This window comes from Streptomyces sp. NPDC026301 (genome assembly GCF_055567935.1).
This window is the reverse complement of the sequence record NZ_JBVHPN010000001.1, coordinates 580429-601506: the sequence shown is the minus strand read 5'-3', so window position 1 is coordinate 601506 and position 21078 is coordinate 580429. Positions and strand designations below refer to the sequence as shown.

The 21078-nt window shown below is 69.5% G+C and carries 16 protein-coding genes and 2 pseudogenes; 10 read left to right on the top strand and 8 right to left on the bottom strand.

Annotated elements, in window-relative coordinates; genetic code table 11:
- The first annotated feature begins 56 nt into the window (after positions 1–56).
- Positions 57–1184 carry a sensor histidine kinase gene (locus ACZ4MH_RS02625; RefSeq protein WP_351587057.1) on the top strand — a complete coding sequence of 376 codons (1128 nt, stop codon included), beginning with the start codon at positions 57–59 and terminating at the stop codon, positions 1182–1184.
- Positions 1181–1843, top strand: coding sequence for a response regulator transcription factor (locus ACZ4MH_RS02620; protein ID WP_351587055.1), 663 nt, complete (start codon positions 1181–1183; stop codon positions 1841–1843). Before ACZ4MH_RS02625 ends, ACZ4MH_RS02620 begins: the two co-directional genes overlap by 4 nt.
- A gap of 47 nt (positions 1844–1890) precedes the next feature.
- Here the strand turns inward: ACZ4MH_RS02620 and ACZ4MH_RS02615 are convergent, their stop codons facing one another.
- Positions 1891–3378 (bottom strand): UbiD family decarboxylase, encoded by a 1488-nt coding sequence (locus tag ACZ4MH_RS02615; protein ID WP_351587053.1) that lies wholly within the window; start codon positions 3376–3378, stop codon positions 1891–1893.
- A 109-nt stretch (positions 3379–3487) separates the two neighbouring features.
- Here ACZ4MH_RS02615 and ACZ4MH_RS02610 point away from each other — a divergent pair, with 109 nt between their 5' ends.
- Both ACZ4MH_RS02610 and ACZ4MH_RS02605 read left to right on the top strand, forming a co-directional pair.
- Positions 3488–3940: a MarR family winged helix-turn-helix transcriptional regulator gene (locus tag ACZ4MH_RS02610; RefSeq protein WP_351587051.1), complete on the top strand. Its 453-nt coding sequence runs from the start codon at positions 3488–3490 to the stop codon at positions 3938–3940.
- Between the two features lie 61 nt (positions 3941–4001).
- A complete protein-coding gene (locus ACZ4MH_RS02605; RefSeq protein WP_351587049.1) occupies positions 4002–4238 on the top strand; it encodes a hypothetical protein in 237 nt (78 codons plus the stop codon).
- A gap of 78 nt (positions 4239–4316) precedes the next feature.
- On the opposite strand, the gene ACZ4MH_RS02600 is transcribed toward ACZ4MH_RS02605, so the two are convergent.
- The 3 genes from ACZ4MH_RS02600 to ACZ4MH_RS02590 all read right to left on the bottom strand — a co-directional run bounded on the left by ACZ4MH_RS02600 (position 4317) and on the right by ACZ4MH_RS02590 (position 7542).
- On the bottom strand, positions 4317–5069 hold the full coding sequence (locus ACZ4MH_RS02600) for a class I SAM-dependent methyltransferase (protein WP_351587047.1): 753 nt from the start codon (positions 5067–5069) through the stop codon (positions 4317–4319).
- Positions 5070–5083: 14 nt separating this feature from the next.
- Complete coding sequence (locus tag ACZ4MH_RS02595) at positions 5084–5926, bottom strand: DUF4328 domain-containing protein (protein WP_351587045.1); 843 nt, start codon at positions 5924–5926, stop codon at positions 5084–5086.
- 173 nt (positions 5927–6099) lie between these two features.
- The gene (locus tag ACZ4MH_RS02590) at positions 6100–7542 is read right to left on the bottom strand and encodes an aminotransferase-like domain-containing protein (protein ID WP_351587043.1); all 1443 of its coding nucleotides are present in this window, start codon (positions 7540–7542) and stop codon (positions 6100–6102) included.
- A gap of 103 nt (positions 7543–7645) precedes the next feature.
- Between ACZ4MH_RS02590 and ACZ4MH_RS02585 the strand changes: the two genes are divergently transcribed.
- The gene (locus ACZ4MH_RS02585) at positions 7646–8467 is read left to right on the top strand and encodes a DMT family transporter (protein ID WP_351587041.1); all 822 of its coding nucleotides are present in this window, start codon (positions 7646–7648) and stop codon (positions 8465–8467) included.
- A 75-nt stretch (positions 8468–8542) separates the two neighbouring features.
- Here ACZ4MH_RS02585 and ACZ4MH_RS02580 read toward each other — a convergent pair.
- Together ACZ4MH_RS02580 and ACZ4MH_RS02575 are read right to left on the bottom strand one after the other, a co-directional pair.
- Positions 8543–9625 (bottom strand): annotated as a pseudogene (locus ACZ4MH_RS02580) (glycoside hydrolase family 43 protein); the annotation flags it as partial.
- 56 nt (positions 9626–9681) lie between these two features.
- A complete protein-coding gene (locus ACZ4MH_RS02575; RefSeq protein ID WP_351587039.1) occupies positions 9682–10680 on the bottom strand; it encodes a LacI family DNA-binding transcriptional regulator in 999 nt (332 codons plus the stop codon).
- 257 nt (positions 10681–10937) lie between these two features.
- Between ACZ4MH_RS02575 and ACZ4MH_RS02570 the strand changes: the two genes are divergently transcribed.
- The 5 genes from ACZ4MH_RS02570 (at position 10938) to ACZ4MH_RS02550 (ending at position 18443) form a co-directional block, all read left to right on the top strand.
- Positions 10938–11864 (top strand): carbohydrate ABC transporter permease, encoded by a 927-nt coding sequence (locus tag ACZ4MH_RS02570; protein ID WP_351587037.1) that lies wholly within the window; start codon positions 10938–10940, stop codon positions 11862–11864.
- A gap of 4 nt (positions 11865–11868) precedes the next feature.
- Entirely contained in the window at positions 11869–12804 is a 936-nt protein-coding gene (locus tag ACZ4MH_RS02565) for a carbohydrate ABC transporter permease (protein ID WP_351587035.1), read from the top strand.
- A gap of 80 nt (positions 12805–12884) precedes the next feature.
- Complete coding sequence (locus tag ACZ4MH_RS02560) at positions 12885–14222, top strand: ABC transporter substrate-binding protein (RefSeq protein WP_351587033.1); 1338 nt, start codon at positions 12885–12887, stop codon at positions 14220–14222.
- 54 nt (positions 14223–14276) lie between these two features.
- Positions 14277–16334 (top strand): beta-galactosidase, encoded by a 2058-nt coding sequence (locus ACZ4MH_RS02555; protein WP_351587031.1) that lies wholly within the window; start codon positions 14277–14279, stop codon positions 16332–16334.
- 57 nt (positions 16335–16391) lie between these two features.
- A complete protein-coding gene (locus ACZ4MH_RS02550; RefSeq protein ID WP_351587029.1) occupies positions 16392–18443 on the top strand; it encodes a glycoside hydrolase in 2052 nt (683 codons plus the stop codon).
- A 64-nt stretch (positions 18444–18507) separates the two neighbouring features.
- On the opposite strand, the pseudogene ACZ4MH_RS02545 reads toward ACZ4MH_RS02550, so the two are convergent.
- Both ACZ4MH_RS02545 and ACZ4MH_RS02540 read right to left on the bottom strand, forming a co-directional pair.
- Positions 18508–19608, bottom strand: a pseudogene (locus ACZ4MH_RS02545) (pectate lyase family protein); the annotation flags it as partial.
- 121 nt (positions 19609–19729) lie between these two features.
- Positions 19730–21058: an MFS transporter gene (locus ACZ4MH_RS02540; protein ID WP_351587027.1), complete on the bottom strand. Its 1329-nt coding sequence runs from the start codon at positions 21056–21058 to the stop codon at positions 19730–19732.
- Positions 21059–21078 lie beyond the last annotated feature (20 nt).

Sequence of the window (21078 nt, the reverse complement as noted above, 5' to 3'; positions counted from 1 at the left end):
GCCCGCTCGTCCACGAGGGGGACTTGCCAGCAGCGGCACACGGCTAAGGTGCGCGCATGACCAAAGGACGGTTCGGCGCCCCGCCCGGCATCAGAGACTGGGCGATCGCCCTCGGCGTGGCGGCCTTGCTGCTGGGCACCGGGCTGTCCACGGAGCACCCCGGCACGGACCCCGACGTGCTCGGCTACGCGCTACTGGCGGCCGGCGGCCTCGCGCTGGCCGCGCGTCGCCGCGTACCGCTGACCGTCCTGGCCATCACCGGACTGTGTGCGGTGGGATATCAGGCGGCAGGTTTTGCCGTGCTCGCCGTCTCGTACCTGATCGCGGTGTACGGCGCGGTGCGGGCCGGGCACCGCGCCGTCACGGTGGCGGCATCCGTGACCATGCTGGCCGTCCTTCACCTCACTGCCCTGGTCTTCCACGAGGGGCCCGCGGGCGAGGCATTGACACAGGCCCGACACGTCCTCGAGATCGCCTGGTTGATCGCCGCGTTTGCCGCGGGGGAGGCACTGCGGCAGGCCGAGCAACGGGCGGACGAAGCCGAGCGCACCCGGGAGGAGACCGCGCGGCGCCGCGCGGATGAGGAGCGGCTGCACATAGCGAGGGAGCTGCACGATTCACTCACCCACCAGATCTCGATCATCAAGGTGCAGTCGGAAGTCGCCGTCCACGTGGCCCGCAGGCGGGGTGAACGGATACCCGAGGCCCTGCTGGCGATCCAGGAGGCCGGACGTGAGGCGACCCGGGAACTGCGCGCCACCCTGGAGGCGCTGCGCGATGACGACACCACCCCGCCCCGCGGGCTCGACCACATCCCGGAGCTGGTGGAGCAGGCAAGCAGGGCAGGCCTGGAGGCGACGCTGATGATCGAGGGACAGCGGACCGACGTGCCGGCCGCGGTGGGCCGGACCGCCTACCGGATCGTTCAGGAGGCGCTGACCAACACCGCCCGGCACGCCTGCGCCGCGACCGCATCGATCCGCATCGACTACCGGGCCGACTCACTCGCCATCCAGGTCGATGACGACGGCAAGGCCACGCCGGACACGGTGCCGACGCCCGGCCTGGGGCTCCTCGGCATGCGTGAACGCGTCACCGCCCTCGGCGGCCGGCTGCACGCGCGGCCGCGCAGCGAGCGCGGCTTCACCGTCCAGGCCGAACTCCCCGTGGAGCACACCTCATGATCCGTGTCCTGCTGGTCGACGACCAGCCGCTCATTCGCAGCGGATTCCGTGCACTGCTCGACCTCGAAGACGACATCGAGGTGGTGGCCGAGGCGGCCGACGGCGAGCAGGGCCTGGCGCTGGCCAAGCAGCACCTGCCCGACGTCGTGCTGATCGACATCCAGATGCCGGTCGTCGACGGCATCGAGGCCACCCGGCGCATCGCCGCGGACCCGGCCTTGGCCCCCGTGCACGTCGTCATCCTCACCAACTACGGCATGGACGAGTACGTCCTGGACGCGCTGCGCGCCGGTGCCGCCGGTTTCCTCGTCAAGGACATCGTGCCGGACGACTTTGTGCACGCTGTGCGTGTCGCCGCCCGCGGTGACGCGCTGCTCGCGCCGTCCATCACCCGCAAGCTGATCAACCAGTACCTCACCCGGCCGCTCACCACCGTCGCCGGCACCGGTCTGGACGAGCTGACCAGCCGCGAACGCGAGGCCGTCACCTTGGTCGCGCAGGGTCTGTCCAACGACCGGATCGCCGACCGCATGGTGATCAGTCCGGTGACCGCGAAGACCCACATCAACCGGGCCATGACCAAACTCCACGCTCGCGACCGCGCCCAACTCGTGGTACTCGCCTACGAATCCGGCCTGGTGACTCCGCGCAACTCCTGACATCGCAACTCCTGACATCGACGCCGGGCATTGCCCCGAGGCTGTGCTCAGAACCCGTAGTCGGCCCAGCTCTCCACGACCCGCTGCCGCGTCTCCTCGGGGAAGGAGTACCTGAAGGACGCGGTGACGCCCTTGGTGACGCCCTCGAAGTGCTCGGGCAGCAGGCAGCTCGTGACGGACTTGCCGCCCTTGCCCGTGCGCGCCTCCTCCGGGGTGAGGTAGGGGACCATCGGAATGCCCGGCGCCTCCGGGTAGACGTACTCGCCGGTGCCGGGGTGGTAGCGGGTCGCCATGGCCCACACCACCTGGTTGATGTCGGTGATGTCGATGTCGTTCGCCACCAGCAGGACCTTGGGCACCAGCCATCCGGTGTGCGAGCCGAAGAGGACGTCGGCCACCGCGTCGGCCAGCTCCCGCTCGCCCAGCCCGCTCTCCGCCAGCCGCCGGATGTCGACGGACACGACGATCCAGCAGGTCGCGGCCTCGTACGAGCACCAGGCCAGGTCGACCGGCAGCCCGCTGGAGCGCAGCAGGTCCAGGCTGACGGCGGAGATCATCGTGCCCCAGATGGTGTGGTTCTCCTCCGGGGGCAGGCCCGCCACGCAGACCGGCAGGATGGGGTCGTCGCGGTGGGTGATCGCCTCGACGTGGAAGACGGGCTGCTGCTTGCTCCCGGCGAAGGAGTACCCGTGGTACTCGCCCATCGGTCCCTCGGGGGCGGTCTCGTCGGGGCTGAGGTAACCCTCCAGCACGATCTCGGAGTTGGCCGGTACGTACAGGTCGTGCAGCTCCGTGCGGACCACCTCGACGGCGCTGCCGGCGAGGGCGCCGACGTAGCCGTCCTCGTTCACCTCGGCGGGCAGCGGCATGCCCGCGGCGGCCAGCGCCGCCGGCGGGGCGCCCAGCACCATGGCCCACGGCGTCGGCAGGCCCTTCTCGCGCCACATGGCGTGGATCATGCCGATGTGCTGCTGCGGCATGGCCGGGCCGACGAGGGTGGTGCGTCCGTGCAGCATGGTGCGGCTGACCGACCAGCTGGTCCACCGCCCGTCGGGGGAGCGGACGACGTGGAAGCCGTACGTACCGAAGTACCTGCCGCCGTCCTGCTGGTGCAGCAGCGGGACGGGGAACCGCTCCAGGTCGACGTCGTCGCCCGTCAGCACGTTCTCCTTGCAGGGCCCGGTCTCCACCACGCGCGGGGCGACCGGCTCCGCGTGCATCGCGGAGATCAGCTTCTCCAGCAGCTCGCGCGGCGTGGTGTCGCGCGCCAGGCCGAAGTGCGCCGCGAGCCGGCCGTAGGCCCCCTCGTCGAGGCTGCTCAGGCCGGCGGGCGCGCCGAGGATCCGGAAGCCCGGCTCGGCCCCGGTGAGATTGCTGAACAGCGGCGCCGGGCTTCGCGTCTCGTAGACGCGCCGGGTGACGGCGCCCACCTCCAGCGTGGGACTGACCGGCCGCTGGATGTCGACCGCATCGCCAACGGCGAGCGAATCCGCCACGAAATCCCGGAAGTTGAGCGCGCTGCCGCGTTGTGTCATGACCCGACCTTCCCTCCTCGTCACGCACAGTAAGTACGTGTACGTCCTACCTGGCCGACGGTATAGTACGTGTACGTCCTAATCAACAACGGAGGAACGGCGGCGAGCGATGGCACAGGAGAACGCGGACGCCGGGCTGCTGCTCGCCGCGATCGGCGGGCTCGGCCCCCTGGCCCGTCAGCTGAGCCAGGTGCACACCCGGCTCTGGTACGAGCAGGTGCACCAGGACCTGACCGGTCCGCAGTTCACGGTCCTGAGCCTGCTGCACCTGCGCGGCGCCATGGACCAGGGCACGCTCGGCGCGCTGGCCAATCTCGACAAGTCGACCGCAGCGCCGCTGCTGGACCGCCTGCGGCGGCGCGGCCTGGTGGACATCGCCAAGGACGACAACGACAGGCGGCGCAAGCTGGTACGCATCACCGACAGCGGCCGGGAGCTGGCCACACGCCTCGCGCCCGAGGTCGTCGCGGTGAGCGAGCAGATGCTCGCACCGTTCTCCCCCGACGAGCGGGACCAGTTCCTCACCCTGCTGCGACGGGCGGTCCAGGGGCCCGAAGGGTAGGCCGAACGGTCACTCCGTCCCGCCCCGCGCGCCACGGGCGAGGCCATCGCCGCAGTAACCCTTGACGCGCCCGCAACACCCGCCTACTTCCGGCAGTTGGAACACCGTACGCGGCTCGACCTACGCCAAGGCGCACCTGCGGAAGGGCACCACGTACCGCCTCGAACTCGTCCAGGACCCGCTGGCCGTGAACATGAGCTACTTCTCCGCCAACGCCCACTACAACGACACCCGCACCGGCCCCTCCAACTACAGCGACGTCTACGCCTTGAAGGCCACACTGACCCGACGTGACTGACTGGGCGGCCGGCACAAGGAGGACCGCGACGCCCGGCACCGCGTACGTTCCTGGCCAGCGCCAAACGACCACTACCCCTCACTGCCGGCGCGCGACCGTAACGATCTCCCGGCTGTCCCTCGTGAGCGCCCCTCGCCGCCAGTCGCCGTACTGCCCCTCAACCCGGAACCCCGCCTCGACGAGAAACCCATTGAGCGCCGCAACGCCAAGAAACCGCAGACGCGTATGCTCCACGTGAAGCACCACACCTTCGGCCCCGGCCACCACTTCCCGGAACGTCACCACCCCGCCGCTGACGGACTCGACCTCATGCCACACCCGCAAGCCCCGCCCGACACCGCCAACGAGCTCAACAACGAGTTCAACAACGTCATCCGGATCGGTCGGATCCCACCCCTCCCAGGCCCGTGCCTGAGGATGCCGCGTCTCGAACGCGAAACGCCCACCGGGACCCAATGCCCCATGAATCGCGGCGAGCGAAGCACGTACTTCCTCATCGGTGACGAGGTACTGGAACGCATGCCCGGTCATCGTCACCAGCCCGAACCCGCCTCCGCCCGGCGCATCCGCTGCGGTGCCCTCGACCCACTCCACGTCGCGCCGCCGCCGGGCCCGCTCCAACGCACCCCGGTCCGGATCCAGCCCGACGAGCCGACCGCGATGTCCCTGTTCACGCGCGAGACGCAACATCGCGCCCGTACCACAACCCACATCGAGAACATCATCCGCAGCCATGACCAGACCGTCGTAAAAACGGTCTCCGGCATGGCGATCGGGATCCCAAGGATTCAGCAGGTCGTACAGCGCGGCAACGTCAGCGTCGGAAAACACCGCGGCAGCCTCCCTCAGCCGTCAACCCGGTGCTGAACTGCCGGTGGTGGCGGGGTGGCAGGCAGCAGCCCCACCCCCCTCATCCGGGCGATCTGCAAGGCCGTGAGTCGGCAGACGACCGTGATTGCGAGGGCGGCTGCGGTGGCGTCCAGTAGGTCGGAGACGAACACCGTGCGGAGTGCCGTTCTGAGGGCCTGGTATTCCTCGGCTTTGTCCAGCTGAGAGTTGCCGACGAAGGCGAGGGTCTTTGACGCGACCCACAGGCACCACCAGGCGTTGAGCAAGGTGAGCGGGGCCCGGCGGTCGGGTGGGGTGCTGGCCTTCCAGATGTCGCCTGCGATCTGGCGGGGGAACCACAGATTGACGAGGGGCGTGAACCAGGCGCCGAGTGTCCAGAGCCGGCCCCGGCGGTGACCGTCGGGGGCGAAGACCTCGGCGTTGATTCTGGTGCGGAAGAACCAGACGAGGAACGCCACCGCGGTCATCGGCAGCAGTGCGATGTAGAGGCTCCCGGAGAAGGTGTACGCCCGATCGGCGGCGGCGAGCTCCGCTGGGAGGCCGGGGGACACCCATCGCTGGGAGACCAGGTCGTTCAGTACGACGACGTAGCGGCCGCCGGCGGCGAGTGCGAACGCGTCCGCTGCGATGCACAGTGCCAGCAGTACGGTCACGACCGCCGCCGAGCGGAGGGGCGAAGCCAGCGCGCCGAGTCGTCCCGTACGGGCCGTCCTCGCCGCGGGTCTCGGCGGTGCGGGGGCACCGCTGGTGCCGCCCGGCTCCCGTTCCGTGGCCGCGCATTCCTCGCACCGGCCGTCCGCGGTGACGGCCGTCACCATGTGGCAGTTCGAGCACAGCATGGCGTGTCCGCCCCCCGTTCAGAAGAGGAGTCCCTCCCCAGGGCCCCCACCAGCACGGCCCGTATCCATGTCCATGCCGCTTGGGGAAGCTACGTGAGTCGGCGATCACCTGTCCACCGAGATGGGTGGTGAACGCAGGGTGTGTCCCCCGCCGGGCTGATTGAGGGGGAAAGCTAGGGGAGGGCCCGGTGGAGGCGGTGGATGCCTTCCTCCAGTTGGGCGGTGCCGGGGGTGCTGACGTAGCTCAGGCGCAGGTGGGGGGCGGGGGCTTCGGCGGTGAAGTACGGGCTGCCGGCGGTGACCGCCACGCCGTGGCGCAGGGCGGTCGCCGTGAGGGCGTGTTCGTCGGTGCCGTCGGGCAGCCGCAGCCACAGGTGGTAGCCGCCGTGCGGTGTCCGGTGCGGTACGAGGGTGGGCAACGCGCTGGTCAGCGCGGTGAGCACAGCGGTGCGGCGGTCGCGCAGGGCGCCGGCGAGCGCCCGCAAGTGGCTTGCCCAGGCGGGGGAGCCGACCAGTTCGAGGGCGGTCTCCTGCAACGGGCGGGGGACGAAGAAGCTGTCGACGACCTGGATGGCGCGCAGCCGTTCCAGTACCGGGCCGCGGGCGGAGAGCGCTCCGATGCGCAGGCTGGGGGAGGCCGCCTTGGTGAGCGAGCGTACGTGGACGACGACACCGTCCGGGTCGTCGGCGGCCAGCGGGAGCGGCAGGGGCGGGGAGTCGGCGTGCACCAGGCGGCGCGCGAAGTCGTCCTCGATGACGAAGGCGCCGGCCGCCCGGGCGGTGTCGAGTACGGCGGTGCGGCGCTGGGGGGAGAGGACGGTGCCGGTGGGGTTGTGGAAGAGGGGTTGGCAGACGAAGACCCGGGCGCGGGTCGCCTCGAACGCCTCGGCCAGCAGGTCGGTGCGTACACCGTCGGCGTCGACCGGTACCGGCACGGGCCGCAGCCCGGCGGCGCGGGCGACGGCGAGCATGCCGGGGTAGGTGGGGGATTCGACCAGGACGGGGGAGCCGGGCGCTGCCAGGGCCCGCAGGGCGGTGGTGAGGGCGCTCTGGCCGCCGGCGGTGATCAGGACGTCCGAGGCGTTGAGCGAGCCGCCCGGCCCGCCGATGTCGCGCGCGAACCAGTCCCGCAGCTCGGTCAGGCCCTCCACCGGGGGCCGGGACCACGTGCCGGGCCTGCGGCCGGCCCGGGCCAGCGCGGCGGCCAGCGCCCGTTCCGGCTGGAGCGCGGCGTGCAGGTAACCGCCGTTGAGGTCGATGACCTCGGGCGGCGGGGTGGTGAGGGTGGCCAGGATGCCGGCGGCGTCCGTGCCGCGGGGGCCCGTGTCGACGGTGGCGTGCGGCGGGTCCGCGCTCAGGGCCACCTCCTGCCAGGAGACGTCGCCGAGCGCGCCCGCGACACGGCGCGCGGTGGCCTTGAAGACGCCGGCGCCGGGCCGGGAGGTGACGAGCCCTTCGGCGGCGAGGGTCGCGATCGCCCGGGAGACAGTCACCGGACTGACCTGATACCGCGTCACCAATGCCCTGCTGGAGGGGAGCTTCTCCCCTTCCGGATAGCGGTTCAGCTCATTCCGCAAGGTCGCGGCCAATTGAGCCACACTGCTACTGTTGTTCATGACAGTACAAAATAGCGCTACTCAGTCTTCGTCGATAGCGGTCAGCAGTGCTACTCCCCGCGGTGGTGCTCGCCGCAGCGGTACTCTCCTGGCCGCTCTCGGCGTGGTGTCCTTCTCCTTCAGTTTCCCGGCCACCGTGTGGGCCCTGGACGGCTTCGGTCCGTGGACGGCGACCGGTGTACGAGGTCTGCTGGCGGGGCTGCTCGCCGCGGCCTGCCTGTACGGGGCCCGGGTGCCGGTGCCGGGGCGGCAGCACTGGCCGGCCCTGCTCACGGTGGCCGGCGGCTGCGTCCTCGGCTTCCCCTTGCTGACCACGCTCGCCCTGCAGACCTCCACCACCGCGCACTCGGCCGTTGTGATCGGCGTGCTGCCGCTGGCGACCGCCACCGTCTCGGCCGCCCTCACCGGCCGGCGCCCGTCGCGTATGTTCTGGACGGCCGCCATCCTCGGCGCCGTTGCCGTGGCCGCCTTCACCCTTCAGCAGAACCACGGCCTGCCGACCCTCGGCGACCTCTATCTCTTCGGCGCTCTGCTGGTGTGCGCCGCCGGGTACGCGCAGGGCGGCCGGCTCGCCTCGCACATGCCCGGCTGGCAGGTCATCGCCTGGGGCGTCGTCGCTGCTCTTCCCGTGTCCGCCCTGGTCACCGCCCTGGCCCTGCCGGTGGAGCCGGTGCATCTGACCACCGAGGCGGTCGTCGGGATGGCCTATATCGCCGCCGTTTCCCAGTTCGGCGGGTTCGTCGCGTGGTACCGCGGTATGGCCCTGATCGGGGTGCCCAGGGCGAGCCAGATTCAGCTCGCCCAGCCGCTGATCACCCTGGTCTGGTCGGTCCTGCTCATGGGGGAGCGGCTCTCTCCCCTCGCCGCCGTCACCGCCCTGATCGTGCTCGGCTGCATCGCGGTCACCCAGCGCGCCCGCAGTTGAGCCCCCTCACTGCCGCCTCTCGGGTGATGCGGATCGCGCGCGCCCGCGCGGAGAGCTTGCGTGTCACGAGCGCGGCGGCAGGGCCCTGAGCAGTCGGGCGTACTCCGCGCGGGTCACCGGTAGCACCGTGCCGTGGCGAGGGCTCGGGGGCAGTTGGTAATCCGTGGACTGTGTCCACTTCCCGGACGTGAGGTCGGTGGTCTCGAAGGGGACGTAGCCGCGACCGCCGAACTCGTCGATGAACAGGTACCACTTCTCCTCTGTGTTGGACTTGAAGACCGTCGGTCCCTCGCCCCGGTCGACGGTTCCCTTGCCGATGCAGTCGGCCACGAAGTCGTAAGAGATATCGGTGAGTTCGGTGGAGCGCTCGGCGGTGATGAACTTCGAGCAGGGCGTGCCTGACGAGGGATCGCGCTCGTCCTTGGTGAAGCGGTAGTAGGTGTCGCCGTCCTTGATGACCGTGGAGTCGATCACCGAGTAGCCGGGGTCGTTCCACACCTTGGGCGTACTGAAGGTGCGGAAGTCCTTCGTCGTCGCGTAGAGCATCTTGTTGTACGTCGTGCCGGTGTGGTCCGGGTCGTCCTCGGCGTAGATCTTGGAGGCCCAGAAGACGACGTACGCGTCGAGGCGGTCGTCCCAGTACGCCTCCGGGGCCCAGGTGTTGCCCGCGGTGCCGGGGGCGACCCGCACCAGGCGGCGGTCGGTCCAGTGGGTCAGGTCCGTGGACTCCCACACCATGATGGACTTGCTGCCGGTGCGCTGCACCTGGTCCCAGCTGCCGCCCTCGCCTCCGTACATCCGCAGGTCCGTGGCGATCAGGAAGAACTTGTCGCCCCGCGGGGAGCGGATCACGAACGGGTCGCGCAGGCCCTTGGTGCCGAGGTCGGAAGTGAGCACCGGCTTGCCGCCGTTCAACTCCCGCCAGTGCAGGGGATCGTTGCCGCGGCTGAGGGCCATACGGATCTGCTCGCCGTCCGCGGTGCCTTCGCCGGTGAAGTAGGTGAAGAGGTAGCCGGCGTACGCGTCCATGTGCCGAGGCTTTTCCTGGGGCGTTGCGTTGAGCGCCGTGCCCGACGGTGCGCTCAGGAGGGTGACACAGAGCGCGGCGAGGACGGTGAGGAGAGGAATGAGGGGGCGGGAGGAGCGTCGTCGTCTCATGGGGCGTGTCATGGGGCGTGTCCTTCCGGTCATGGGGCGTGTCCTTCCGGAGGAATTCACGCCGCCGGCTGTCCCGGCGGCGGTGCCGTGCTGTCGCGCAGTACCAGCCGCGTCGGTACCAGCGTCGTGCCGCGGTCCGTGCCGCCCTCGCGGACCTGCCGCAGCACTCCCTCGACGCAGCGGCGGCCGACCTCGGCGAAGTCCTGGTGGACCGTGGTGAGCGGAGGCAGGAAGGAGCCGGCCTCCGGGATGTCGTCGAAACCGATGACGGAGACGTCCTGTGGCACCCGGCGTCCGTGCTCGTGCAGCGCGCGCAGCAGGCCGAGCGCCATCTGGTCGTTGGCGGCGAACACCGCGGTGCAGTCGTCCCGCTCGGCCAGGCGCAGGCCCGCGCGGTAGCCCGACTCCGCCGACCAGTCGCCGTGCACCAGCGGCGGTGGCACCCGGCCGGCCTCCTCAAGTGCCGTACGCCAGGCGGCCGTTCGACGTTGGGCGGCGTACGACCCTTCGGGGCCGGCCAGGTGCCACACGGTGTCGTGCCCCAGGTCGAGCAGGTGCCGTACGGCGTCGCGGGCGCCGCCCGCCTGGTCCGTGTCGACGACCGCATAGCGGTCCCCGGCGTCCGAGTCCGCCACCACGACCTTCACATGCGGCGGCAGCGAGAGGCGGGCCGAGTCGAGCAGGTGAACCTCCATGATGACGATGACGGCGTCGACGGCGAGTTCGCCCAACCGCGAGAAGGCGCCGCGTACTTCGTCCTGCGTCGGCACCGCCACGGGCAGCAGGGTGACCGCGTAACCCTCCTCCGCCGCGGACGTGGCGATCGCCTCCAGCGTGCGGACGTTGCCGGTCGTGGAGAGTGTGAACGTGATGACGCCGATGGTGCGGAAGTCGCCGCGCTTGAGCGCACGGGCCGCGCTGTTGGGGCGGTAACCCAGCTCCCGCATCGCGGCGAGTACGCGCTCGCGGGTCTCCTCGTGCACGCCGGGGAAGCCGTTCGAGACGCGCGAGACGGTCTGCGAGGAGACGCCCGCGACCCGGGCGACGTCCGCCATCGAAGCGTTCTGTGTACGACGCCGGGTTCCGGCCCCGCCGCGCGCCGGGACGCTGTCCGTTGCTCCCACCGTCTCCCTCATCAGTCGCGCCGTCCGTTCCTGCAGTAACTGTTGACCGTCGTCATCGAGGCGGTGTAGATATGTCGCCGTCCGAATGTTTGCGTAAACATACCAGCTCAGGGCACCGTGCGCGCCGCGATGTTTACGCAAACATGGCGAGGATGACTGGCCCGGGAAGTACCAGCGAGGGGCACGACATGACAACGATGCAACCGCCGGCGGCCGCACGGCCCCGCCCGGCCGGGCCACCGGTGCGCCGCACGCGCCGCTCGTGGACGGGATGGGGGTTCATCGGCCCCTTCGTCCTTGTCTTCGCCCTGGTCTTCCTCGCGCCGCTCGCGTACTCCGGCTACCTCAGCCTCTTCCGGACCCAGCTCATCGGCGGCACCACCTTCGTGGGCCTGGACAACTACCAACAGGCCCTGCAGGACGGCCGGTTCTGGGACGGCGTCGCCCGCGTCGGGCTCTTCCTCGCCGTCCAGGTGCCGATCATGCTGGGCCTCGCCCTGCTCGTCGCGCTCGCCCTCGACAGCGGCCGGCTGTACGGCAAGGACTTCTTCCGGATATCCGTCTTCCTGCCCTACGCCGTGCCCGCCGTCGTCGCCACGCTCATGTGGGGCTTCATGTACGGCACCCGCTTCGGACTGGTCGGCGACATCAACGACGCGTTCGGCGCGAAACTGCCCGACCCGCTCTCGCCCGATCTGCTCCTGGCCTCGATCGGCAACATCGTCACCTGGGAGTTCATCGGCTACAACATGCTGATCTTCTACTCCGCGCTGCGCGTCGTCCCGCACTCGCTCTACGAGGCCGCCGAGATCGACGGCGCCGGCCAGTGGCGCGTCATCTCGGCGATCAAGCTCCCGGCCATCCGCGGCGCCCTCGTCATCGCCACGATCTTCTCGATCATCGGCAGCTTCCAGCTCTTCAACGAGCCGAGCATCCTCCAGAAGCTGGCGCCGAACGTGATCACCACCGACTACACCCCGAACTACTACACGTACGCGCTGTCCTTCTCCGGCCAACAGCAGAACTACTCCGCGACCGTCGCCATCGTCATGGGCCTGATCACGATGATCGTCGCCTATGTGGTCCAGCTGCGCGGCATGCGCAAGGGAGCGTGATCCGATGAGCAGCACCGCCCCCGCGGTCGCCCGGCCCGCACAGAAGCCGGTCACCGCCACCCCTCGGCTGCGGCCGCCGCGCCGCCGTGCGCCCGGGCGATCCAAGCGCAGCGTCCTGCTGACCGTGCTCACCGGCGTCGTCCTGCTCTACAGCCTGCTGCCGCTGCTGTGGCTGCTGATCAGCGCCACCAAGACCCAGCAGGGGCTGGCCCGTTCGTTCGGCCTGTGGTTCGACGGGGACTTCGCCCTGTGGGACAACATCGTGCAAACGTTCACGTACGACGACGGTGTCTTCGGCCGCTGGCTCCTCAACACCGCGCTGTACGTGGTCGTGGGTGCCGGTGGCGCGACCTTCCTGGCCGTCCTCGGCGGGTACGCGCTAGCCAAGTTCGACTTCCCCGGCAAGCGTGCCGTGTTCGCCGTCGTCATCGGCGCGGTCGCCGTGCCCGCCACGGCCCTCGCGGTCCCCACGTTCCTGTTGTTCAGCAAGCTCGGCCTGACCGACACCCCGTGGGCGGTCGTCATCCCCTCTCTGATCTCGCCCTTCGGCCTCTACCTGATGTGGGTGTTCGCCACCGAGGCGATCCCCGGCGAGCTGATGGAGGCAGCGCGCATCGACGGCGCGAGCGAGGTGCGTACCTTCTTCCAGGTCGCCCTGCCGCTGCTCGCGCCCGGCACCGTCACCGTGCTCCTCTTCACCACGGTCGCGACCTGGAACAACTACTTCCTGCCGCTGATCATGCTGAAGAACCCCGACTGGTACCCGCTGACCCTCGGCCTCGACAGCTGGAACAAGCAGGCGTCCACGGCCGGCGGCGAAGCCGTCTTCAACCTGGTCGTCACCGGCTCACTGCTCACCATCGCGCCGCTGATCGCCGCCTTCCTGCTGCTCCAGAAGTACTGGCAGTCCGGGCTCGCCGCCGGAAGCGTCAAGGAGTAGGCGCAGCAGGGCAGTTCACCCCGGTCCACGCATCACCTCGAAGAATCCGTGCACCACCTCGAAGAAGCGGAAGCATCACCATGCCCAAGTACACCCGCCGCCTGCTGCGCGGCACAGGTGTCGGCTGCGTCCTGGCCCTCGGCGCGACCGCATGCGGCGGCGCCGCCGACACCTCCGCTCAGAAGCAGGTCGGTTCGGCAGACCTGCGGGCGGCCCTGAAGAAGGGCGGCACTGTGACCGTGTGGGCATGGGAGCCCACGCTCAAGCAGGTCGTCGCCGACTTCGAGAAGAAGTACCCGAACGTCGACGTCAAGCTGGTCAACGCGGGTACCAACAAGGATCAGTACAAGGCCCTGCAGAACGCCATCTCGGCGAAGAAGGGCGTCCCCGACGTCGCGCAGATCGAGTACTACGCACTGGGGCAGTACGCCCTGACGAAGTCCGTCACCGACCTCGCGCCGTACGGGGCCGCCAAGCTCGCCGGCTCCTACTCCGCGGGCCCCTGGAACTCGGTGAAGTCCGGCGACGGCATCTACGGCCTGCCCATGGACTCCGGCCCGATGGCCCTCTTCTACAACAAGAAGGTCTTCGACAAGTACAAGATCGCGGTGCCCACCACCTGGGACGAGTACGTCGATGCCGCCCGCAAGCTGCACAAGGCCGACCCGAAGTCCTACATCACCAGTGACGTCGGTGACGCGGGGCTGGCCACCAGCCTGCTGTGGCAGGCCGGTTCGCACCCGTACAAGGTCGACGGCACCAAGGTCGGCATCGACTTCACCGACCCCGGAGCCAAGAAGTACACCGACACCTGGCAGAAGCTCATCGACGAGAACCTCCTCGCTCCGGTCACCGGCTGGACAGACGACTGGTACAAGGGGCTCGGCGACGGCACCATCGCTACCCTGCCCATCGGCGCCTGGATGCCGGCCAACTTCGCCTCCGGTGTGAAGGACGCCGCCGGTGACTGGCGCGTGGCCCCGCTGCCGCAATGGACCAAGGGCGCGAACACCCATTCCGAGAACGGCGGCAGCTCGCTCGCCCTGCCCGAGCTCGGCAGCAACAAGGAGCTCGGCTACGCCTTCGTCGAGTACGCCAACTCCGGCGCCGGCGTGCGGACCCGCATCAAGAACGGCGCGTTCCCGGCCACCACGAAGGACCTGGACTCCAAGGAGTTCCAGAACACCGAGTTCCCGTACTTCGGTGGGCAGCGGGCCAACAAGGTCTTCGCCGAGGCCGCGAAGAACGTCCCCACGGACTGGCAGTACCTGCCCTACCAGGTGTACGCCAACTCGATCTTCAACGACACCGTCGGCAAGGCATACATCTCCGGCACAAAGCTGTCGCAGGGCCTGAACGCATGGCGCGACGCCTCCGCCAAGTACGGCTCCGAGCAGGGCTTCACCGTCGAGAAGTAACCAGGAGCGGCAGGCCGCTCCCCGTCAGCCGTCCCGTTCCCCGGAAGGACCCGCATGATCCCGTCCGCCTCTCCGCGCCCGCCCCGCTTCCCGTACGCGACGGGCGGTGACGGCTCCCCGCGGCTCGTCTACGGAGCCGACTACAACCCCGAGCAGTGGCCGCGAGAGGTGTGGGAGGAGGACGTCCGACTGATGCGCGAGGCCGGGGTCAACGTCGCCTCCCTGGCGATCTTCTCCTGGGCGCGGCTCCAACCGACCGCCGCCACCTGGGACTTCGGCTGGCTGGACGACATCATGGCGCTGCTGCACGAGGGCGGCATCGGCGTCGACCTGGCCACCGCGACCGCCTCCCCGCCGCCCTGGCTCACCACCGCGCACCCGGAGATCCTGCCGGTGACCGCCAACGGCGAGACGGTGTGGCCGGGGGCGCGGCAGCACTGGCGGCCCACGTCGCCGGTCTTCCGCACCCATGCGTTGCGTCTCGTACGGCAATTGGCGACCCGATACGCCGGCCACCCCGCCCTCGTGGCCTGGCACGTCAACAACGAGCTGGGCTGTCACAACGTCTACGACTACTCGGAAGACGCGGCCAGCGCCTTCCGCGCGTGGCTGCGCCGCCGCTACAGCACGCTGGAGGCGCTCAACCACGCCTGGGGGACGGCGTTCTGGTCCCAGCACTACAGCGAATGGGACCAGATCCTGCCGCCGCGGCTGGCCGCATCGCACCCCAACCCGACGCAGCAGCTCGACTTCAAACGCTTCTCGTCCGACGCGCTCAAGGACCATCTGCGCGCCGAGCGCGAGGTGCTCCGGGAACTCACCCCGGGCGTGCCCGTGACCACCAACTTCATGGTGATGCCCGGCATCAAGGGCATGGACTACGCGGACTGGGCGAGCGAGGTCGACTTCGTCTCCAACGACCACTACGTCGTGCCCGGGCCGCGGGACCGCGACGAGCTGTCCTTCTCGGCCAACCTGACCAGCGGCGTCGCGGGCCACCGCCCGTGGTTCCTGATGGAGCACTCCACCAGCGCCGTGAACTGGCAGCCCGTCAACCTGCCCAAGGGGCCCGGCGAGCTGGCCCGGGACTCGCTGCTGCATGTCGCGCACGGCGCCGACGCCGTCTGCTTCTTCCAGTGGCGCCAGTCCGCCGCCGGCGCCGAGAAGTACCACTCGGCGATGCTGCCGCACGCCGGGGCCGACAGTGACCTCTTCCGTTCCGTTGTCGAGCTGGGAGGGAAGATCAAGGCGCTCGCGCCGGTCGCCGGTGCCGCCCGCGAACCCGCCCGCGTCGCCGTCCTGTTCGACTGGGACTCGTGGTGGACCAGCGAGCACGACTCCCACCCGACCTCACGCCTCGACTACCATCGCGAGGCCCTGGACTGGTACTCGTCGCTGCTGCGGCTCGGCATCCGTGCCGACGTCGTGCCCCGCCACGGCACCGACCTCGCCGCGTACGACGTGGTGATCGCGCCGGTCCTGCACGTGGTGCCCCAGGCGCTGGCCAAGGAGTTCACACGCTACGTCGAGGGCGGCGGCCACCTCGTCACCACGTATTTCTCCGGCGTCGTCGACGAGCACGACCACATCTGGCTCGGCGGCTACCCCGGGGCGCTGCGCGAGCTGCTCGGCATCCGGATCGAGGAGTTCGGGCCGCTGCTCGACGGCGACACCGTCGACCTCGACAACGCGACCACGGGCAGCCTGTGGACCGACCGGATCACCGCCGCCGCGCCCGACGTCGAGGTACTCGCCCGCTACCGCACCGGCACGTACGCCACCCGCCCGGCGGTCACGCGTCGCATTACGGGCCGCGGGTCGGCCGCGTACGTCTCCACACGTCTGGGGGTCGACGGCCTGTCGACCCTCCTGCCCGAGCTGCTCGCCCCGGCGGACGTCACGAGCGAACTGCCCGAATCCGCGCGTGGTGCGGTGGAGCTGACCGTGCGTCGTGACGACCGCCACCGCTACCTGTTCCTGGTCAACCGGACCGATGAGACGGTGCCGCTGCCGGGCGTCACCGGTGACGTTCTCGCGGGCCCCGAACCCGGCGGAGACGGACTCGTACTGCCGCCCCGTGAGGTCGCAGTGTTGCGGCTCCCCGTCTCCTGACCCTGACCATCACCCAGCACCAACCGCCTGCCCATCACCATGCGTTGGGAGTACACGTTGGCCACCCGTACCCGCACGAGACGACTGCTCGGCATCGTCACCACCACCGCACTCGCCACCGGAACCGCACTGATCGGTACCGCGTCGCCGGCCGGCGCGGCGACCGAATCCGTCACCGTCCGGCCCGACCCCTCCTACCGGCAGCAGGCGTTCCAGGGCTGGGGCACCAGCCTCGCCTGGTTCGCGAACGTCACCGGCGGTTACCCCGAGCCGATCCGAGAGAAGCTCGCCGACCTCCTCTTCGGCGACAAGGGGCTCGCCCTCAACATCGCCCGTTACAACATCGGAGGCGGCAACGCCCCGGACGTCAAGGACTACCTGCGGCCAGGAGGCGCCGTCGAGGGTTGGTGGAAGGCGCCGAAGGGCACCACCCGCGACGACACCGACTGGTGGAACGCGGACGACCCCGCCGACTGGAACCCGGACGCCGACGCCACACAGCGCTGGTGGGTCGACCGGATCAAGGACGACGTCGACCGCTGGGAGACGTTCAGCAACTCACCGCCCTGGTTCATGACCGAGAGCGGTTACGTCTCCGGTGGCTTCGACGCGAACAAGGACCAGCTCAAGACCGATTCCATCGACGACTTCGCCGCCTACGTGGCGGGCGCCACCAAGCGACTGGAAAAGGCTGAGGGCATCAAGGTCGACACCGTCGACCCGTTCAACGAACCCAACACCGGCTACTGGAGCACCAAACTCGGCTCCGACGGCGAACCGACCGGCGGCCGGCAGGAAGGCGCCCACATGGGCCCTGAGCTGCACAAGAAGGTGATACGTGCCCTCGCCCCCGCCCTGAAGAAGGCAAAGGCCGGCGCCGAGATCTCCGCGATGGACGAGACCAATCCGGGCATCTTCGCCACGAACTGGAACAGCTACCCTTCCGACGTGCGTGACCGCGTCGGGCAGCTGAACGTCCACACCTACGGCACCGGCGGCCGCACCGCCGTCCGCGACCTCGCCAAGGCCGCCGGCAAGCCGCTGTGGATGAGCGAGGTCGAAGGCGACTGGGGCGACGGGCAGTCCTTCACGGACATGCGGCCCGGACTCGGCCTCGCCCAGCACATCGTCGACGACCTGCGCGAACTCGAGCCGCGTGCCTGGGTGTTCTGGCAGCCCGTCGAGGACTACGACAACATGAAGCCGGGCGGCGAGTCCGGCAAGGGCGGCAACTGGGGCAGCGTCCAGATCCCGTTCAGCTGCACCTCGAAGGACACCCTCGACAGCTGTCCGATCCGCACGAACACGAAGTTCGACACGGCCCGTAACTTCACGCACTTCATCAAGCCGGGGGACCGGCTGATCAAGACGGACGACACGTCCAGCGCCGCCGCCGTCTCGCGGTCCGGCGATGCCGCCACCGTCGTCCACGTCAACGGGACCACGGCCACCCGCACGGTGACCGTCGACCTGTCGAAGTTCCGGAGCATCGCCGCGGACGCCACCGTCACACCGGTCGTGACCAGCGCCGACGGCAAGCTGAAGCGGTACGCGGCCGTCCCGGTCGGCGACAAGAAGGCCACCTTCACGGTGCCCGCGCAGTCGGTGACGTCGTTCGTCGTCGACGGGGTGTCCGGCGTCGCGGCGGATGCGGCGCTGCTGCGCAAGGGGCACACGTATGAGGTGACCGGTGTGCAGAGCGGCAAGGCGCTCACCGCCGCCGACGACGGCACCGGGCTCGTCGTCAAGAGCGGGAGCGGTACGTCCGACACCGGACGGCGCTGGCAGCTGCGACAGATCAACGGCGACCGCGCGGACAACCAGGCGCGGTACGTGTTCACCAACGCGGCCGGCGGCGATCGACTGGCCGTGCGCGACGACACCCCGGTCCTCGAACCCGACACCGGGCGACGCGACGCGGCCACCCAGTGGATCATGTCGACGACCGGTAACGGCAACTGGACCCTCGTCAACGCCGCCACCGGCAGGCTCCTCGAAGTCGGCGGCCAGGCCACCCACGACGGTGCCGCCGTCACCACCTGGCAGCCCAACTCCGGCTCCAACCAGCTGTGGAGGGTGGCCGACGTGACCGGTCGATCAGCTCGCTGACGTGTGTGCGGCCGGCCCCGGACAGCTGCGTCCAGGGCCGGCCGCCCTTGGGCGACTACGCCTAGCAGGCGCCGTCCGACACCTGAAGTCCCTTACCGGCTCCCGCGGTCCGGCTCACGATGTCCGGGACGCAGGCGGCCCTATCGAGGGTGTAGGAGTAGGGGATGCTGACGGAGGTGTTGGACTGCGGGTTCGGACCGGCGGGGTTGTTCTCCTCGCCGGGGCTGGACCAGGTCACGTTGTCGAAGGTGTTGCCGCTGACCTGCCAGTATCCGGCCGCGTCGGTGTAGAAGGTGCCCAGGACGTCCTTGGAGTCCTCGAAGTAGTTGTTGTCCACCTTGGCGCGTGCCCCTGCCCGGGAGTTGATGCCGGACTCGTTGAGGCTCATGTAGTGGTTGTTGTAGATGTGCGCGATGCCGCCGCGCAGCAGCGGCGTGCGCGAGTCGATGTTCTCGTACAGGTTGTGGTGGTAGGTGACGTAGCCGTTCGAGACGTCGCTCTCGCTCGACCCGACGAGGCCACCACGCCCGGAGTTGCGCAGGATGCTGTACGACAGTGTCACGTACTGGGTGTTGGCCTTCATGTCGAAGAGGCCGTCGTACCCCTCCGACTCGCCGCCCGACGCCTCCAGTGTGGTGTGATCGACCCAGACGTTGCGGACGTCGCTCTCCATGCCGATGGCGTCCCCGCCGTTGGACGTGGGGGAGCCCGACTTCTTGACGTTCTTGACGGTCACGTTCTGCACGATGATGTTGCTGGCATCCCGGATGTGGATGCCCAACTGGTCAAAGACGGCTCCGCTGCCGACTCCGACGATCGTGACGTTGCTGATCTGCTTGAGCTCGATCACGCCGGCGGCGGTGTTGCAGCTGTCGCCCGACACCTTGGCGGTGTTGCCGTGATTGATGGTGCCCTCGACCTCGATGGTGATCGGGGTGCTGCTACTGGCCCGGTTGCACAGGGCCGTGTGGATCGCGGTCCCCGTCGTGGCCCGTACCGTCTTCCCGCCCGCCCCGCCGGTGGTCCCGCCGTTCTGGGTCGCGTAGCCGGTGGCACCGCCGGTCGCCGCCGATGCCTCGGGTAAGGCCATCCCCACCCCGGTCGCGCCCGCGAGGGCCACCATGGCCGTCGCCACTCCGAGGCGCACTGCGACTGGTCGTCTCATGCTCGTCTCCCCATTCGTCATCGAATGCTGGGTGCTCCTGCATGCCCTGGTCGCCGCACGGACCGCTGAGGTTGCCGCCCTGTCGCGAGAAAGTCCGACTGGACACTGCTTCGACCGGTCGCTACCCGTGGGGTGTCTGCGGCGAGAGGGCAGGGGGCTGCTCCTGACCCTTCTTGTGGCTCGTCCGCCACGGGCCGTGGAAGAGCAGGGACGCGGGGATGAAGAGCGCCATACAGCAGACGGCGATCAGCAGCCAGTTGCGCCAGCCGCTGGTCTCGACGACATGGGGCACGGCTACGAGCACCACGATGGCCATGGCCTTGGTCAGGAAGCTGAACACGCCCCACGCGGTGCCTTGCAGCCGCGGATCGACGTCCTCGGCGTTCTCGGAGAAGTTCGCCATCCACGGCCCGTAGGCGCACCCCATGGCGCCCCCAATGAGCGCGCCGGTGACGGCGATGTGCAGATGCGAGACGTCGGTGCGGCCCATGAGGCTCGCCAGGTATCCGGTGAGGAGTACCGCCGCGACCGTGCCGCCGGCGCACAGCGGCTTGCGCAGCTGCAGCCGGTCGGATACCCGCCCTGCGATCACCAGGGTGAGGATGTTCAGTACCCAGAACGCAGCCATGACCTCGGATGCGGTCGCGACCTCGAGGTGGAAGCTGTGCGCGAGCATGGTCTGTCCGTACAGGACGAGTGTGACGTACAGCGTCAGCCATGCGGATATGCCCACCACGTGGGCCCAGATCGCGCGGTGTGCGAACAGGTCGCGGACGCGCGGCGGCTCGTCACGGGTGGTGGGAACCACTGCCTCCTGCTCGGACTGCTGGATTCGGGCCCGCAGTTCGGGCGACAGGTCCGCGATGTTGAACGCGATCACAACGGAGAGGATGAGCGAGACGACGCCCATGATGAGGAACTGCGAGCGCCAGGAGTTGTCGAAGAGCGGCAGGGTGGCGCCGGCGACCGTCGCGGAGAGGAAGCTCGCCCCCACCGGCCCCCAGGTCCAGAAGCCGAATGCCTGCGCCCGGCCCATCCGCGGTGAGAAGTCCCGCACCAGCGGCGCCGTACCCGCCATCGCCATGCCGTCGACGACGGACAACGCCGCGCGCACGGCGAGGAGTTGACCCGCCGAGTGCACCGTGGTCATCAGGAAGCAGCAGACCGCGGTGAGCATCAGCAACGGCACGATCAGCTTGACCCGGCCCACCGTGTCGGTGAGCCGCCCGCCGATCGCGGACGCGACGGCACCGGCGACAAGTGCCGTGGCGGAGACGGTGCCGTAGGTGCCCAGTGAAATGTTCAGGTCGTCGAGGAGGAGCGGCACCACCGGGGCGATCTGTGCCTCGTAGGAGCCGATGAGGACGGCGAGTACCGCCATGGCGAGGATGCGGATCCGGCGTCTGCCGGTGGGGTACTCGTCGAGTACTCGCGCATAGGAGAGCTTCATTGCTCTTCCTGCCCTTTCCG

What these genes read in the sequence shown, in the direction of transcription:
- ACZ4MH_RS02590 (WP_351587043.1), bottom strand. Translation starts at nt 7,542, where the DNA reads ATGAACAACAGTAGCAGTGTGGCTCAATTGGCCGCGACCTTGCGGAAT.
- ACZ4MH_RS02575 (WP_351587039.1), bottom strand. Translation starts at nt 10,680, where the DNA reads ATGGCGGACGTCGCCCGGGTCGCGGGCGTCTCCTCGCAGACCGTCTCG.
- ACZ4MH_RS02540 (WP_351587027.1), bottom strand. Translation starts at nt 21,058, where the DNA reads ATGAAGCTCTCCTATGCGCGAGTACTCGACGAGTACCCCACCGGCAGA.
- ACZ4MH_RS02620 (WP_351587055.1), top strand. Translation starts at nt 1,181, where the DNA reads ATGATCCGTGTCCTGCTGGTCGACGACCAGCCGCTCATTCGCAGCGGA.
- ACZ4MH_RS02555 (WP_351587031.1), top strand. Translation starts at nt 14,277, where the DNA reads ATGATCCCGTCCGCCTCTCCGCGCCCGCCCCGCTTCCCGTACGCGACG.
- ACZ4MH_RS02615 (WP_351587053.1), bottom strand. Translation starts at nt 3,378, where the DNA reads ATGACACAACGCGGCAGCGCGCTCAACTTCCGGGATTTCGTGGCGGAT.
- ACZ4MH_RS02610 (WP_351587051.1), top strand. Translation starts at nt 3,488, where the DNA reads ATGGCACAGGAGAACGCGGACGCCGGGCTGCTGCTCGCCGCGATCGGC.
- ACZ4MH_RS02560 (WP_351587033.1), top strand. Translation starts at nt 12,885, where the DNA reads ATGCCCAAGTACACCCGCCGCCTGCTGCGCGGCACAGGTGTCGGCTGC.
- ACZ4MH_RS02570 (WP_351587037.1), top strand. Translation starts at nt 10,938, where the DNA reads ATGACAACGATGCAACCGCCGGCGGCCGCACGGCCCCGCCCGGCCGGG.
- ACZ4MH_RS02565 (WP_351587035.1), top strand. Translation starts at nt 11,869, where the DNA reads ATGAGCAGCACCGCCCCCGCGGTCGCCCGGCCCGCACAGAAGCCGGTC.
- ACZ4MH_RS02625 (WP_351587057.1), top strand. Translation starts at nt 57, where the DNA reads ATGACCAAAGGACGGTTCGGCGCCCCGCCCGGCATCAGAGACTGGGCG.
- ACZ4MH_RS02595 (WP_351587045.1), bottom strand. Translation starts at nt 5,926, where the DNA reads ATGCTGTGCTCGAACTGCCACATGGTGACGGCCGTCACCGCGGACGGC.